12 protein-coding genes are annotated in these 14,961 nt (G+C 72.1%); 6 read left to right on the top strand and 6 right to left on the bottom strand.

The features are described 5' to 3' along the window. The first annotated feature begins 70 nt into the window (after nt 1-70). A complete protein-coding gene (locus tag ACNQS7_RS09230; RefSeq protein ID WP_418012319.1) occupies nt 71-6,505 on the top strand; it encodes a PE family protein in 6,435 nt (2,144 codons plus the stop codon). Nucleotides 6,506-6,596: 91 nt separating this feature from the next. Here ACNQS7_RS09230 and ACNQS7_RS09225 read toward each other — a convergent pair whose 3' ends face one another. Continuing rightward, a complete protein-coding gene (locus tag ACNQS7_RS09225; protein ID WP_418015944.1) occupies nt 6,597-7,106 on the bottom strand; it encodes a DUF3515 domain-containing protein in 510 nt (169 codons plus the stop codon). Nucleotides 7,107-7,301: 195 nt separating this feature from the next. On the opposite strand from ACNQS7_RS09225, the gene ACNQS7_RS09220 reads away from it, so the two are divergent. The 5 genes from ACNQS7_RS09220 to ACNQS7_RS09200 are packed head-to-tail and all read left to right on the top strand — an operon-like array spanning nt 7,302 to nt 10,856. After that, complete coding sequence (locus ACNQS7_RS09220; RefSeq protein WP_418012318.1) at nt 7,302-8,267, top strand: thiamine-phosphate kinase; 966 nt, start codon at nt 7,302-7,304, stop codon at nt 8,265-8,267. 10 nt (nt 8,268-8,277) lie between these two features. Beyond that, nucleotides 8,278-8,568, top strand: a complete 291-nt coding sequence (locus ACNQS7_RS09215; RefSeq protein ID WP_418012317.1) for a DUF1330 domain-containing protein — start codon at nt 8,278-8,280, stop codon at nt 8,566-8,568. After that, the gene (locus tag ACNQS7_RS09210; protein ID WP_418012316.1) at nt 8,565-9,248 is read left to right on the top strand and encodes a uracil-DNA glycosylase; all 684 of its coding nucleotides are present in this window, start codon (nt 8,565-8,567) and stop codon (nt 9,246-9,248) included. The genes ACNQS7_RS09215 and ACNQS7_RS09210 overlap by 4 nt, the downstream gene beginning before the upstream one ends. Before the next feature lie 5 nt (nt 9,249-9,253). Further along, nucleotides 9,254-10,186 (top strand): NADP-dependent oxidoreductase, encoded by a 933-nt coding sequence (locus tag ACNQS7_RS09205; RefSeq protein ID WP_418015942.1) that lies wholly within the window; start codon nt 9,254-9,256, stop codon nt 10,184-10,186. Nucleotides 10,187-10,196: 10 nt separating this feature from the next. Further along, nucleotides 10,197-10,856 carry a nitroreductase gene (locus tag ACNQS7_RS09200; protein WP_418012315.1) on the top strand — a complete coding sequence of 220 codons (660 nt, stop codon included), beginning with the start codon at nt 10,197-10,199 and terminating at the stop codon, nt 10,854-10,856. A 1-nt stretch (nt 10,857) separates the two neighbouring features. Here ACNQS7_RS09200 and ACNQS7_RS09195 read toward each other — a convergent pair whose 3' ends face one another. From ACNQS7_RS09195 to rpmB, 5 genes are all read right to left on the bottom strand, one after another. Continuing rightward, nucleotides 10,858-11,688 carry an oxidoreductase gene (locus tag ACNQS7_RS09195; RefSeq protein WP_418012314.1) on the bottom strand — a complete coding sequence of 277 codons (831 nt, stop codon included), beginning with the start codon at nt 11,686-11,688 and terminating at the stop codon, nt 10,858-10,860. Nucleotide 11,689: 1 nt separating this feature from the next. After that, a complete protein-coding gene (locus tag ACNQS7_RS09190; RefSeq protein WP_418012313.1) occupies nt 11,690-12,934 on the bottom strand; it encodes a hypothetical protein in 1,245 nt (414 codons plus the stop codon). Further along, complete coding sequence (locus ACNQS7_RS09185) at nt 12,931-14,097, bottom strand: sulfotransferase family protein (protein ID WP_418012312.1); 1,167 nt, start codon at nt 14,095-14,097, stop codon at nt 12,931-12,933. Before ACNQS7_RS09185 ends, ACNQS7_RS09190 begins: the two co-directional genes overlap by 4 nt. Continuing rightward, nucleotides 14,097-14,540 (bottom strand): nuclear transport factor 2 family protein, encoded by a 444-nt coding sequence (locus tag ACNQS7_RS09180; RefSeq protein ID WP_310785303.1) that lies wholly within the window; start codon nt 14,538-14,540, stop codon nt 14,097-14,099. The genes ACNQS7_RS09185 and ACNQS7_RS09180 overlap by 1 nt, the downstream gene beginning before the upstream one ends. A 131-nt stretch (nt 14,541-14,671) precedes the next feature. Next, nucleotides 14,672-14,866 carry a 50S ribosomal protein L28 gene (rpmB, locus tag ACNQS7_RS09175; protein ID WP_036354526.1) on the bottom strand — a complete coding sequence of 65 codons (195 nt, stop codon included), beginning with the start codon at nt 14,864-14,866 and terminating at the stop codon, nt 14,672-14,674. Between the last annotated feature and the right edge of the window lie 95 nt (nt 14,867-14,961).

Raw genomic sequence — 14,961 nt, 5'->3', positions numbered from 1 at the left:
TCGGGCTGTTTATGTTCTGGCTAATTCGCCGCTCGTCTATTACAGGAAACTTTGCTGGGAGTTGATGATCGTGTCTTCTTTTGTGGTTGTGGCACCGGAGTTCTTGTCGGCGGCGCTCTCGGACTTGGGTGTAGTCGGGTCTGGGGTCAGCGCTGCCGGGTCGGCGGCAGCGATGTCGACGACGGGACTGGCGGCGGCTGCTGGCGATGAGGTGTCTGCGGCGATCGCGGAACTATTCGGCGCGTTGGGCCGCGACTATCAGGCGGTCAGTGCCCAGGCGGCGGTCTTCCACGCGGATTTTATGAGGTCGCTGGCGGCGGCGGCGAGCGCTTACGGAGATGCGGAAGCGGCCGGTGTGTGGTCGCTGGAATCGTTGGGGCAACAGGCTTTTGGGGCGATCAATGCACCGACGGACTTGTTATTGGGCCGGCCGCTGATCGGGCCCGGAGCCGATGGAGCGGCGGGCTCGGGGGCCGCCGGTGGCGCCGGTGGACTTTTGTTCGGGAGGGGCGGTAACGGCGGGTCCGGGGCAGCGGGGCAGGCAGGTGGAGCCGGCGGTGCCGCTGGCTTGTTCGGTTCCGGCGGTAACGGGGGCGCCGGCGGGGCCGGTGCGTCGGGTGGCGCGGGCGGCAACGGGGGCTGGTTGTCCGGCAATGGGGGTGCCGGCGGCATGGGTGGGATCGGTGCTTCCGGTGGCGCCGGGGGGAATGCGTTGTTGGTCGGTTCTGGTGGTGCTGGCGGCATGGGCGGTTACGGTTCGGGTGGCGCGGCAGGGTCGGCCGGAGCACCGGGGACGGCGGTTGCCGCCGGGGGTACCGGTGGTTCGGGCGGCGACGGCGGCGCCGCCGGCAACGGTGGTGCCGGGGGCCGCGGCGGCATGGTGTTCGGCGACGGCGGAGCGGGCGGCGCCGGTGGGGTCGGTGGTGTCGGCGGTTCCGGCGGGGCCGGTGGCGCGGGGTGGGCGGCGACCGCCGCCGGTGCTAACGGTGGTGACGGTGGCGATAGCGGTACCGGCGGGCATGGCGGTAGCGGTGGTGCCGGAGGAGCCGGTGGGCAGGGTCACGGCTTGTTGGGACGCGCGGGCGTCAATGGTTCCGGGGGAACCGGAGGTGCCGGCGGTAACGCAGGGGCTGCCGGTAACGGTGGGGCCGGGGGTGCCGGAGACGCGCTGACCGCCGGTGGTGCCGGTGGTGGTGGAGGCGACACCGGCGGTGTCGGCGCCGGCGGGATGGGCGGTTCGGCGGGCGGCCCGGGTGCCGCCGCGGGCGCTGTTGGTGCGGCGGGGACATTGGTGGCCGGCGGCAACGGCGGGGCCGGCGGAGCCGGCTTCAGCGCTACTCAATCAGGCGAGTCAGGCACTGGCGGGGGTGCTGGTGGTGCGGGGGGTAGCCATGGCAACGGTGGTGCCGGGGGTGCCGGCGGCGACGGTGCGGCGGGTGCCGACGGCGCCGCCGGGGTGGCGGGGGCTGAGTCGGGCGGCAATGGTCGGGCCGGTGGTGCTGGTGGTGCCGGCGGGGCCGGGGGCGCTGGTGGGTCCATCACCGGGAGCGGCGGAGTCGGTGGGGCTGGTGGACACGGCGCGCGCGGTGGTGACGGCGGGGTCGGGGTCACTGGCGCGGATGCGAGCACGCCGGGTGGGGCGGGGCGTGATGGCGGTTCCGGTGGTGATGGCGGGCGCGGCGGTAACGGGGGTAATGGCGGGGCCGGGGGTGTGGCCGCTGATGGCACGGCCGCGGCTGCGGGTGCCGGCGGTAACGCTGGGAGCGGCGGCAACGGCGCCACCCCGGGTGATGGCGGCGCCGGTGCTGCCGGGGATGCCGATCATCGCCAAGGTGGGGCCGGCGGCAAGGGCGGTGACACCGGTGTGGGCGGCGGCGCGGGTATCGGGGGCAGCGGCAGCAGCCGCGGCGCCGACGGCTCTGCGGGTACTGGGCCGACCGGGGTGCTGGGCAACGGCGGTCATGGCGGCGACGGGTACAGCCCGACGACCGTCGGTGGCGGTGATGGCGGTGCTGGGGGTGCTGGTGGTGCGGGCGGTAGTCGCGGCGACGGTGGTGCCGGGGGTGCCGGCGGTAACGGTGCGGCGGGTGCCGACGGCGCCGCCGGGGTGGCGGGGGCTGAGTCGGGCGGCAATGGTCGGGCCGGTGGTGCTGGTGGTGCCGGCGGGGCCGGGGGCGCTGGCGGGTCGATCACCGGGAGCGGCGGAGTCGGTGGGGCTGGTGGACACGGCGCGCGCGGTGGTGACGGCGGGGTCGGGGTGACTGGTGCCGATGCGAGCACGCCGGGTGCGGCGGGCCGTGATGGCGGTTCCGGCGGTGATGGCGGGCGCGGCGGTAACGGGGGTAATGGCGGGGCCGGGGGTGTGGCCGCTGATGGCACGGCCGCGGCTGCGGGTGCCGGCGGTAACGCCGGGAGCGGCGGCAACGGCGCCACCCCGGGTGATGGCGGCGCCGGTGCGGCCGGCGGCTCACTGACCGGTCACGGCGGGGCCGGCGGGAAGGGCGGCGATACCGGCTTCGGCGGTAGAGGCGGACTGGGCGGGAGCGGTCTGACCGCTGGGACCGATGGTGCCGACGGGAACACACCGACCGGCGTGATGGGTAATGGCGGGAACGGCGGGGCCGGGGCGCATGCCGCGGCCGCCGGGGTCAGCGGCGGTGACGGAGGAGCCGGGGGTGCGGGCGGTAACCGGGGCAACGGCGGCGACGGTGGTGCCGGCGGCGATGGAGCCGTGGGCAAGACCGGCGACGATGCCGTCGCCGACGGCGACGCAGGCTTCCAGGGTGGGATCGGCGGGACCGGCGGGGTCGGCGGGGCCGGCGGCTTGGGCGGTTCGATCTCCGGCCATGGCGGTGACGGCGGTGCCGGTGGCAAAGGCGGAACCGGCGGAACCGGCGGCGCCGGTGCCAACGGTGCGGACGCGACCAACGCCGGTGGGCAGGGTCAGCAGGGTGGTGACGGCGGCAAAGGTGGCACTGGTGGCACCGGCGGCGCCGGCGGCAACGCGGGCGGGGTAGCCGCGGGCGGCTCCGGCGCGGCGGGCCTGAACGGCGTCGGCGGCGACGGGGGCACCGGCGGAACCTCGGGCAGCGCCGGTGACGGCGGTAAAGGCGGGACTGGTCTGCCCGACGGCGGGCGCGGGGGTGACGGCGGTGACCCGGGCGCGGGCGGTGACGGCGGCGTTGGCGGGGCGGCAGGTACCGGCGGTAGCGGCGGCGGCACTGGCCACACCGGCGCTACCGGCGCCACTGCCACCACCGGCGGCAACGGCGGGCGGGGCGGCGACGGTGCCCAGGGCGCCCCCGGCCAGGTCGGCGGCGCAGGTGGGGCCGGCGGTAACGGCGGGTCGGTCGGCAATGGCGGGACCGGCGGCACCGGCGGTAGCGGTGCGAACGGCGTAGCCGGCACTGACGGTGCGACTGCGGGCGCGTCCGGGGGCGAGGGAGGCACGGGTTGGGCCGGCGGTGTCGGTGGCGCCGGCGGCTTGGGCGGTTCGATCTCCGGCCATGGCGGAACCGGCGGGACCGGTGGTGTGGGCGGTACGGGCGGAGTCGGTGGGGCCGGGATCGACGGAGCGAATGCGTCCGCCCTGGGCGCCGACGGCGGCAATGGCGGTAACGGTGGTGCCGGCGGCACCGGCGGCACCGGCGGGACCGGTGGCGCCGGTGGCGGCGTTGCCCAGGGCGGTTCGGGTTCGGTGGGAGTCAACGGCACCGGCGGCGCCGGGGGCACCGGCGGCGCGGCCGGCACACCCGGTGACGGCGGGAACGGCGGCAACGGCGTCCCCGACGGTGGGCGCGGGGGTGACGGCGGCAACCCCGGAGCCGCGGGCAAGGGCGGATCCGGCGGAGATGCGGGCACCGGCGGCACCGGCGGCAGCAAGGGTGACGACGGCGGCATGGGTGCCGCCGTGACCAGCGGCGGCAACGGCGGCAACGGCGGCCAGGGCGGCACCGGCCCGACGGGAGCTCAAGGCGGGCAAGGCGGTCAGGGCGGTGCCGGCGGCAACGGCGGATCAGTCGGCAACGGCGGTAACGGCGGAGCAGGCGGAGCCGGCTCGAACGGCGCCACCGGCACCCAAGGCGGGACAGGCATTGCCGGAGGGACCGGAGGAGCCGGCGCCAGTGGCGGCGCCGGCGGTGCCGGAGGAATGGGTGGCGTGACCTCGGGGAACGGCGGCACCGGCGGTGCCGGTGGCACCGGCGGTAACGGCGGGGCCGGTGGCGCGGGCGGCAACGGCGAGTCGCACTACTTCTTCCAAGATGGCGACCCCGGCCAGATCGGCGGGACCGGTGGTGTCGGCGGGACCGGCGGTGCCGGCGGGGCCGGTGGAAAGGCTTTGGGATCGGGTGACGGCGGAGTTGGCGGATCCGGCGGCGCTGCCGGGCAAGGCGGTGTCGGCGGCGTCGGCGGTGTCGGCGGGGAAACCGGTGCTCCGGGGGTAGGCCAGTACGGCGGCGCCGGCGGCCAGGGCGGCACCGGCGGGGCCGGCGGAGTCGGCGGCCTCGGGGGCGTCGGCGGCGCGGCTGACGGGTCAGGCACGGGTGGAAACGGCGGGACTGCCGGTGCCGCCGGGTCCGGCGGCCAGGGTGGCACCGGCGGCAAGGGCGGCGGCTCAGGCGGAGTCAACTACAACGGTAACGGCGGAGTCGGCGGCACTGGTGGTGTCGGCGGGATCGGCGGTGCCGGCGGCAGCGGCGGCAACTCGGCCGATGGACTAGGCGGTGTCGGCGCCGACGGTGCCACCGGCGGCACAGGCGGAGCATTCGGCGGCGCGGGCGCAGCAGGCGGCGACGGCGCAAAGGCCGGGTCTTCGGGCGCGGCCGGTGCCGGTGGCGGCGGCGGTGCGGGCGGCGACGGCGGTCAAGGCGCCACAGTGTGGTCCGCAGCCGGTAACGGCGGCAACGGCGGCGTCGGCGCTGCCGGCGGCGGCGCCGGTGGGGTCGGTGGTGACGGCGGCAACGGCGGGTCGCTCGGAAACGGCGGCGACGGCGGAGCCGGTGGCCATGGCGTAGCGGGTGGGGTGAACGGCGGTGCCGGGGGGGCCGGCGGCAACGGCGGGCGAGTGGGCACCGGCGGCGACGGTGGTGCCGGGGGCAACGGCCTGGCCGGTGCCGCCGGTGCACACGGCATCGACGGGCAAGGTACCGCCGGCGGGTCCGGCACCGGCGGCGGGAACGGCGGGGCCGGCGGTGCCGGCGGCTCGGGTGGTTCGATATCTGGCAACGGCGGGGCTGGCGGCGCCGGCGGAAGCGGCGGGAATGGCGGTAACGGCGGCACCGGCGGCAACGGTGGCCCGGGGGACTTCGACGTCTTCCTTCAGGACGGCGGTTACGGAGGTAACGCCGGGGCCGGCGGCAACGGTGGCGCCGGCGGCACCGGCGGAACTGCTCTGGGATCCGGCAACGGTGGTGTCGGCGGGGTCGGCGGCACCGCAGGACAAGGCGGGGTCGGGGGTGATGGCGGGGCCGGTGCGACCCGGGTCGGGGCCTTGCAGCTCGCCCCCGGCGACGGCGGCGTCGGCGGTACCGGCGGCGCCGGCGGCGTCGCCGGCGCGGGCGGCACCGGCGGTACTGCTGCGGGGTCGGGCAATGGCGGCCACGGCGGCGGGGCCGGCCGCAGCGGGACCGGCGGCGCCGGGGGCAACGGTGGTGCCGGCGGGGACGACGACAACGGCGGCGGTGACGCCGGAGCCGGCGGTATCGCCGGCGACGGAGGTTCCGGCGGCAATGGTGCTGCCAGCGGCGCCGGCGGCCTGGCCTACGGGACGGGCGACGGCGGTGCTGGCGGGGCCGCCGGGGCGGGCGGCGACGGTGGTCATGGCGGCAATGGCGGCCGGGGCGGCGAGACCCTGCTTGGTGACGGCGGAGCGGGCGGGGCCGGTGGCAACGGCGGACACGCCGGCAACGGCGGCCTCGGCGCCCAGGGGGGCACGGCGCTGGGATCGGGCGATGGAGGTGCCGGCGGCGCTGCCGGCGCAGCGGGGAACGGCGGTGGTGGTGGCACCGGAGGTACCGGCGGAAACGCCACCCACGAGTCCGGGCAGACCAACGTGGGCGGTGTCGGCGGCAGCGGCGGTAGCGGCGGCGCCGCCGGTGCCGGCGGTAACGGTGGCTTCGGTGGCAATGCCATTTCGGGTGCCGGCGGCAATGGCGCCGGCGGCAGCAACGGCGGCACCGGGGGTGCCGGCGGTGCTGGTGGCTTCGCCGGTTCGGCAGGCGTTTTCAACAATGCCGGCGGTGCCGGCGGCGGCGGCGGTGCCGGCGGTGCTGGTGGCGACGCCGGCGACGGCGGCATCTCTACTTCCGGCCCCGGCGGCAACGGAGCCCACGGCGGCAACGGTGGCAGCGGCGGAAACCACGGCGACGGCGGTTCCGGCGATCCGACCGGGGCTCCCGGTGCGCCCGGCGGCGGCGGAGTCTTCGGCGCCGGCAGCTCCGGGGGTGCGGGCGTCCCCGTCGGTGTCCCGGGCACCGACGGCCACGACGGCGCTGCCGGCACGTGATGTCCACTGCCTGGTTCCCAAGGGCATTGCAGAAGCGTTGCGGCAGTCGGGATTCGGGTGTTGCAGACCAGCGTGGGCCAGCGGCTGGCGGCTAGCGAGCCGGTGCCGGGTCGATCGGCACCGCGGTGATGATGCGGTCAATGATGCGCGAAAGATCCTGAATCGGAACAGGTCCCGATCCGGTGGGCAGCGTGAGCGCCACATACACCGGACGGTCCACGGTGTACCAGGTGGTGGTGCCGGCATCCGTCGACCCCCGGTCACCTACCCGAAACCACTGGACCGTGTCGACGACCTGGATCGGGGAACCCACCACGAACTCGTCGGGGCGCTCCAGGCCACAGCGCATGATGACCGGCTCCGCGTTGTTGACCGACCGCCAGGCGCCGGCACTCTCGGGCGCCGGCTGGGCTATCTCGGCGCGCCGGAAACTCCCGAGTTGCTCGGGTAGCGCGTCGATCAACGCTTTGCAGGCGGGACTGGCGGCGTGCGGTGCCGCCACGGCAGGCAGCGTCACCAGTTGCTGCCGCGGGTGCCGGGTGGCCGCGAGCACCAGAATCGCCCCGATGGTCGCCACAGCCAGGACCAGGGCGGCGATCATGGCGGCGCGTGGCGGGCCGCCGGATTCGGCCGCGCCTGTCACCTGCCTGTCACCTGGCTATCTCCTCTGCGATCCGACGCACGGCCACGACTACACTGGCCCGGTCCACCCGAATGGGCTGAAACCCAACTTACCGCAGGTCGGACGGCCGTCCGGGGGGCGTCACACGGCCGGGGTGCGCAGAGATGAGGTGACGTGCGCGACGACGATGCGGGGGAGTCCCTGACACTGCGGCAGGTCGGCGAGTTCGCGGTGATCGAGCGGTTGGTGCGAGACCGTCGGCAGCCCGCCGCCGTCACGCTCGGTCCCGGCGACGACGGGGCGGTGGTATCGGGCAGCGATGGACGCACCGTGGTGTCGGTCGACATGTTGGTGCAGGATCGGCACTTTCGGCTGGACTGGTCGACGCCGTACGACGTCGGGCGCAAGGCGATTGCCCAGAACGCCGCCGACATCGAAGCGATGGGCGCCCGGCCCACCGCGTTCGTCGTGGGTTTCGGGGCGCCGGGCGACACCCCGGAGACACAGGCCGCTGCGCTGGTGGACGGCATGTGGGACGAGGCCCGCCGGGTCGGCGCCGGTATCGCGGGCGGTGACCTGGTCAGCTGTCCGCAGTGGGTGATATCGGTGACGGTGCTGGGAGATCTCGAGGGCCGCGCGCCGGTGTTGCGGTCCGGCGCGCGGCCCTGCTCGGTGCTGGCCGTCGCCGGTGATCTGGGACGGTCGGCTGCCGGATACGAGTTGTGGCGCAAGGGAGTTGAAGATTTTGACGGCCTTCGCCACCGGCACCTGGTGCCATTGCCACCGTATGGCGAGGGGGCGATGGCCGCGGCCGCCGGCGCTACGGCGATGATCGACGTCTCCGACGGCTTGGTGGCCGATCTGCGGCATGTCGCCGAGGCGTCGGGGGTGACCATCGACCTGTCCACCGAGGCGCTGGCCGTCGACCATGACGCGGTGTCGCGGGCGGCCGAGGCCGTCGGCGCCGATCCTTGGGAGTGGGTGCTCGGCGGCGGCGAAGATCATGCCCTGGCGGCGTGTTTCGCTGATGCGGCGCCGGCCGGTTGGCGGGTGATCGGGCGCGTTCTCGAGGGACCGGGCCGGGTGCTGGTCGACGGCAAGGAGTGGGAGGGATACGCGGGGTGGCAATCGTTCCAATAGGGTGGCGACGATGACCGTCTACGCGATCGCCCAGTTGCGGTTCACCGATCGAGCGTCCTATGACCGGTACCAGGCGGGATTCATGGACGTCTTCCGCCGCTATTCCGGAACAGTGCTCGCCGCCGACGAGTCGCCGGTGGTGGTCGAGGGGGATTGGGACCGCGAGAAGGTGGTGCTGATGTCGTTCCCCGACGAGACCGCCTTCGACGATTGGGCGCAATCACCGGATTATCAGGAGATTTCGCGGGACCGCCGGGCCGGTGCCGACACCGTGGTGCTGCTGGTCAAGGGTCTGTCATGACCGCGCGTCCGCTCAGTGAACTCGTCGAACAGGGCTGGTCGACGGCGCTGGAACCGGTGGCCGACCAGGTAAGCCGGATGGGGCAGTTCCTGCGGGACGAGATCGCGGCCGGTCGACGGTACCTGCCCGCCGGCCCGAACGTGTTGCGCGCCTTCACTTATCCTTTCGACGACGTCCGGGTGCTGATCGTGGGCCAGGACCCCTATCCGACGCCCGGCCACGCGGTGGGTCTGAGTTTCTCGGTGGCGCCGGACGTGCGCCCGCTGCCCCGCAGCCTGTCCAACATTTTCGACGAATACAGCGCCGACCTCGGTTTCCCGCAGCCCTCCAACGGCGACCTGACACCTTGGTCCCAGCGCGGTGTGATGTTGCTCAACCGGGTGCTCACCGTGCGTCCCAGCAATCCGGCGTCACACCGGGGCAAGGGTTGGGAAGCCGTGACGGAGTGCGCCATTCGCGCACTCGTCGGACGTGACCAGCCGCTGGTGGCGATCTTGTGGGGGCGCGACGCATCCACGCTCAAACCGATGCTGGCCGAAGGAAACTGCGTCGCCATCGAATCGCCGCACCCGTCGCCGCTGTCCGCCTCGCGTGGCTTCTTCGGGTCGCGGCCGTTCAGTCGCGCCAATGGACTGCTCACCGGAATGGGGGCCGACCCGATCGATTGGAAGCTGCCGTGACCGAGATGACCGCATTGCGGGCGCACCGCCGCGGCGGCCCGGAAGTGCTGACCGTCGAGTCGGCGCCGGTACCGGTCCCGGCGCCAGGCGAACTGCTGGTCGCCGTGCATGCCGCGGCCATCACGTTCGACGAGTTGACGTGGGAAGAGACGTGGACGCGCGACGGGGTCGATCGGACGCCGACGATCGTGTCGCACGAAGTGTCGGGCGTCGTCGCCGAAATCGGGCCGGGGGTTCGGGATTTCCAGCCCGGCGACGAGGTGTACGGACTGGTCGGATTCGACCGCGACGGCGCCGCAGCCGAATTCGTCGCCATGCCGGCGACCGACCTGGCGGCCAAACCGTCGACCGTGTCCCACCCGGTCGCGGCGGCGCTTCCGCTGGCCGGGCTCACCGCGCTGCAGGCTGTGGTCGACCACGCCGCGGTTCGTCCCGGCGAGAAGGTACTGGTTCACGGCGGTGCGGGGGGAGTGGGTGCTTTGACGGTCCAACTCGCGGCCCGGTTGGGAGCCGAGGTCACCGCGACCGTGCGCAGCGACACGCGCGAACTCGTCCGCGGGTTCGGTGCCCGGCACGTGATCGACACGCGCACAGACGATTTCGATGACGCGGGCGCGGCCTACGACGTCGTCATCGACACCGTGGGCGGTGAGACCCTGGACCGGTCGTTCGGCGTACTGCGCCGCGGTGGCCGCCTCGTCACCCTGAGCGCACCGCCGCCGCCGGGCAAGGACACCGAATTCGGCGTAACCGCAACGTTCTTCATCGTCATCGCCGACCGGCGCCAGCTCACCGAACTAGCTCAACTCGTCGACGGTGGCCGGCTGCACGTGGAGATCGCCCGCACCTTCCCGCTCGCGCAGGGCCGGGAGGCCTTCGAAAGCGGCAGCCGCCCCGGCCGGCGGGCCGGAAAGACCGTCCTCGTCGTCCGCGATTGACCCTGTCAGGATGAAGCCCGTGTACGACCTCGAGGACACCATCCGTCGGCGCCGGTCCAGCCGCATGTTCCTGCCCGACCCGGTGCCGCGACAGTTGGTCCAAGAGTCGCTGGAGCTGGCGATGCGTGCTCCTTCCAACTCCAATGTCCAGCCATGGCGAATGGTTTTCACCAGCGGCACCGCCAGAGACCGGTTGGTTTCGGCCCTGTTAGCCAAGGCCCGCGCCGAACCACCCCGGGTTCCGCAACTGCCACCGGCCTTTGCCCACCTGCGGCGCGAGCTGGGTGCGCAGGTCTACGGCTCCATGGGCATCGCCCGCGACGACGCGCCCGGGCGCCAGGAAGCGGTGCTGCGCAACTGGGAATTCTTCCGCGCCCCGCTCGGCGGGGTCGTGTTCATGCACGAGGACCTGGATGTCGTCGACAGCATGGGTGTCGGGATGTTCCTGCAGAACCTGTTGCTGGCGTTGACCGCTCGCGGCCTGGGCACCTGTGTTCAGGTGTCGATCGCCGGCTATCCCGAGATCGTCCGCGAGCAACTGGGCATCGGCGCGGACATGCGTATCCTGTGCGGCCTCGCGGTCGGCTACCCCGACCCGAACTTCCCGGCCAACTCGTTACGGATCGGCCGCGACAGCCTGGACAAGCACGTGGTGTTCCTCGACGAATGACCTAGCTCCCCGGGAAATTCACGTCCTTCGTCACGGCCTTCCACTCCTCGATAGACGCGGATAGCGCGGCAATCTTGTCTCGCATCGCTTTCAGCACGTCACGTCCCAGCAGCAGCCGCAACGGGGGATCGTCGAGTTCGGTCACCATCAGCACCGCCTCGGCGACCTTGCGCGGATCGCCCGGAAGATGGTCGGCGAACTGCTTGATCAGGTCCTTGCGCGCGGCGACGTCGGCGTAATCAGCGATCGGCGTGCCGGTTTCCTTCATCGATCGGGTCGCCCAGTCGGTGCGAAACGCGCCGGGTTCGATGGCGGTCACCTTGATCCCGAGCGGACGGACCTCGGTGGCCAGGGCTTCGGTCACCGCTTCCAGTGCGAACTTGGTCGACGAGTAATAGGCGTTGGGCGGGTTGGCTACCAGGCCGGTCATCGACGAGATGTTGACGATGTGCCCGGCGCGGCGGGCGCGCATCGCGGGCAGCACCGCCTTGATCATGTCGACCGCGCCGAAGTAGTTGACGTCGAACAGTTTCCGGACCTCCGCGTCCTCGCCCTCCTCCACCGCCGACAGATACCCGTGACCGGCGTTGTTGACCAGCACGTCGATCCCGCCGAAAGCCTGCTCGGCCGCGCCGACCGCGTCCGCGATCTGAGCGGCGTCGGTGACGTCCAGAGCCACCGCCAGAGCCCGATCACCGAATTCGTCCGCCAGGTCCTGCACGGCGTCGGCCCGCCGCGCGGTCACCACCACGCTGTGACCGGCTTGCAGAGCGCCACGGGCGATCTCGCGGCCGAAACCGGTGGAGCAGCCCGTCACCAACCACCGCGCCATCTCAGGCCGTCCCTTCCGGCAGGCGCCGCAGATACGCCGCTCGCCGGTCGGCCAGCTCCGCTGCCCGTTGTTCGGAGCTCACCCGCGGCAAATCAGGTACCTCGGCGTCCAGCCGGTCCAGCTTGACCACGCGCCCGTGCGCGCCGAGACCCGCGCGCGGTCCCGTCGCACCGAATTCCGCCATCCGCAGCGTCAGGATGGCTTCGCGCAGCCCGTCGGTGTCGATCCAATTCGCCACGCCCGGATCGACCGGCGAGATCACGTAGGTGTAGGTCCCGTCGTCGTTGGCCACCGACTGCGCCTTGTTGAGGCTGCCGGTGCGGTCGACGATGTCCAGCGTGGTGCCCCAGATATTGCTCAGCGGCACCGTGAAATATTCGGCGCCACCATCATTGAGGTCGACCACGAACGCCTCGTCGGGCGCCAGGTCAAACCGGCCCATGACGTAGAACTGGTTTCGCATCGCGCCGTCGGTGTCCGCGGACCAGGCCAGGTCGAACCGGTTGGCCGGCATCTTGTACACGCCGTGGCTGAGCTTGCCGGTGAAGTTCGCGAAGTATGCCATCATCGACGCCGTCGCCTCCGCTTGCTCGTCACGAGTGCGGGCCGGCGTCGCGGGTGGGCCGCCAAGGCGCTGTATCGCAAAGTGATTGGGATCGTCGCGAGCCCAGTCGAGCAGCACGTCGCGGATGTAGAACTCGTGCGCTTGCGGGGTGCTCTGTACGTGGTTGGGCCGGCCGCCCGCCGGGTCGGCGTCGACGGTGATGGTGAAGCTGCCGTCGGAGTCGACCTCCATGGTGCGGCCGTTGAGCACGTCGACGGTGCCCATGTGCGCGTCCCACAGGGTGAAGTAGTTCTCGGTCATCCGGTGCTCACCCACCCGCCCGTGGATCTCGTAGCGTTCGTCCCCGGAGATCGGTATCACCCGGTACACGCTGTCGGGATTGTCGATGCCCCAACGGGACCCAGGGATGCGCCGGCCGTCCACCGGATGGGCCAACCGGGTGATGCAGCTGACCTTGGGCCGCAGCTTGTCCTGGTTGGACGACCACACCGCCGCCGAGAACATCACCTCGGCGAAGGCGTCGTCGAACCGCTCGCGCATCGCCTCGGACGCCTTCGCGCGGCCCAGCCACGTCTGGGCGACGTCGTGGTAGACGGCCTTGACGGTGGGATGCTCGATCAACTCCAGCGCGGCCAGTTCCTGTTCGCGCTGGGACGCCGTGGACACCGGGTGGTCGGTCATGCGTTGCTCCTGTCTCGGAAACGCTTGTTGTACAACGTGAATCGTTCGTCGACCTGCTCGGGCCCCAGGCCGTATTCGGCCAGCCGGTAGGGCGGGCGGGACGCTTCGCGCGGGCGCACCCGCAGCCAGTGCCGCATGGCCTGCTGCGCCTGATCGGTCAGCGGCTCGCCGATGGACTCGTATACGCGCGCCACCTGTCCGATCGGATCGGCCACCGCGTCGTCGAACTGAATGTCGGTGACGCAGCCGGAGTCCCAACCGTCCCGTACCGTCATCGCCCGGTCGTTGCTCCATCCCATGCGTTGCAACCACTCCGCGCCGACCCGGTATCGGTCGACGGTGTCGGCGTGCATCGCATGCAACGTCGCGTTCAGGCTGGCTCCCGACGCGATCGTGGTCCGCGGGTCGCGGTGCATGTGGACCAGGTGCAGGCCGGGGAACCTGGCGCGCAACAGATCCAGATAACCCAGGTGGGCCGGCGATTTGAGCACCCAGCGCCGCCCCGGCACACCTCGGCGGCGCTTCTGCCACTGCAGAAACTGCAGCATGCGGTACAGGTAGTCGTAGGCGGGCGTGAAGTCCTGCTCGTCGAGCCAGGACCGGTAGTGCGGCAGATGTGCACCGGACTCGGGGACGTGTGAGAGGAAAGCGTCGGCCAGGAAGACGATCTCCTCCTCGGCTTCCCGCGCATACATCGGGTGGATGGTGAAGAGATCCGGCGCGAGTTCGCGCGACTTCGCTTCGCGCGCTTCGCTGATCGCGATGCGGGGGTCGGTACCGGTGAACGCCTCGTCGAGCTTCGGCGCGGCCTCGACCACCTCCCAGCCGTAAGCGCACAGGAAGCGCGGGTCGGCCGCCAGCAGTCGCTGCACCAGAGTCGTTCCGCTGCGCATCATTCCGACGACGACGATCGGGGTGGCGACCCGCTCGTCGAGGATTTCGGGATGCCGCCGGATCCACTCCTGCGTGCGCAGCCGCATCCGCAGGCTGTGCACGATCCCGGACCGCAGGATGTGGGTGCCGATCATGTTGAGGTCGGCACGCGCATAGTCGGCGAGCAGCACCCGCAGCGGACCTTCGAAATCGCCCGGGCCCCAATCGGTCAGCGACTCCTTGCGTTGCGCCTCGGCCAGCACCGCCGAGGCGTCGAACGGCGTCACCACTAGAACTTCAGATGCCGGCTGACATCGCCAACCTGATCGACGAACATGGTGCGGCTGTCGAACCACCAGGTGCCGTCGAGTCGGTGAAACGTGTCCTTGTAGTGCCCGGTCACTATCACCTGCAGCGGCAACTCGGGGGTGGCCTGCGTGACGCAGTAATACGACGTGCTGGTCGCGGTTCCGGCGGCGTCGTCGATGTGCAGCTGCACGTTGGTGGTGTTGTGTTTGGTCTTGGGCGTGCCGTCCTCGTAGATCCGGGTGGCCATTTCATACATCTGGCGCACCCGGGCGGCTCCGGCGAATACCGTCTCCGGCGGACCGTCCTCGACGCCGCAGATGCGGCCGTGCTCGAAGAGCCTCGCGACCCCGTCCAGGTCGCCGCCGTCCAGAAGTTGCGCGTAGGTGTAGATCAGGTTGGTGATGGCGATAGCGCTGTCACTCACGTGGAACCACCTCGGCTGTACTCCGTTGTTTACGCCAAACCCTCTGGTGACGTTACTTGGAGGCCGGGGCGGACCGGCAATCGCACTTCCGCTGCAGATTCACCGGGTGGCGAGCCGCGGCGAGCGAGGCCTCAGCCGCGGGTGACCTTGCCGGCCTTGATGCACGAGGTGCAGACGTTGAGGCGCTGCTTGTTGCCGCCGGGACGAGTCACGGCGTGCACGGTCTGAACGTTCGGGTTCCACCGGCGGCTGGTGCGGCGGTGGGAGTGCGACACCGACTTACCGAAGCCGGGGCCTTTCCCGCAGATATCGCACACAGCGGCCATGGTTCAAACTCCTCAAGTCTGTTGCTGGGGTCCGGTGACTCCGTGAACGGGTCCGGGAAACTGAGCCGGAATAGCCCAGGATAGCCCAGGGGAGT

It is taken from the genome of Mycobacterium sp. 23, assembly GCF_048287075.1.
GTDB classification, from domain to species: Bacteria; Actinomycetota; Actinomycetes; order Mycobacteriales; family Mycobacteriaceae; genus Mycobacterium; species Mycobacterium gordonae_B.
The sequence above is the reverse complement of the archived record's forward strand: the minus strand, read 5'-3'. Positions and strand labels throughout refer to the sequence as shown.

Bases quoted from the DNA above. Each gene is read 5' to 3' on its own strand.
- ACNQS7_RS09225 (WP_418015944.1), bottom strand. From the start codon at position 7,106: ATGATCGCCGCCCTGGTCCTGGCTGTGGCGACCATCGGGGCGATTCTG.
- ACNQS7_RS09215 (WP_418012317.1), top strand. From the start codon at position 8,278: ATGACCGTCTACGCGATCGCCCAGTTGCGGTTCACCGATCGAGCGTCC.
- ACNQS7_RS09210 (WP_418012316.1), top strand. From the start codon at position 8,565: ATGACCGCGCGTCCGCTCAGTGAACTCGTCGAACAGGGCTGGTCGACG.
- ACNQS7_RS09205 (WP_418015942.1), top strand. From the start codon at position 9,254: ATGACCGCATTGCGGGCGCACCGCCGCGGCGGCCCGGAAGTGCTGACC.
- ACNQS7_RS09200 (WP_418012315.1), top strand. From the start codon at position 10,197: ATGAAGCCCGTGTACGACCTCGAGGACACCATCCGTCGGCGCCGGTCC.
- ACNQS7_RS09195 (WP_418012314.1), bottom strand. From the start codon at position 11,688: ATGGCGCGGTGGTTGGTGACGGGCTGCTCCACCGGTTTCGGCCGCGAG.
- ACNQS7_RS09190 (WP_418012313.1), bottom strand. From the start codon at position 12,934: ATGACCGACCACCCGGTGTCCACGGCGTCCCAGCGCGAACAGGAACTG.
- rpmB (WP_036354526.1), bottom strand. From the start codon at position 14,866: ATGGCCGCTGTGTGCGATATCTGCGGGAAAGGCCCCGGCTTCGGTAAG.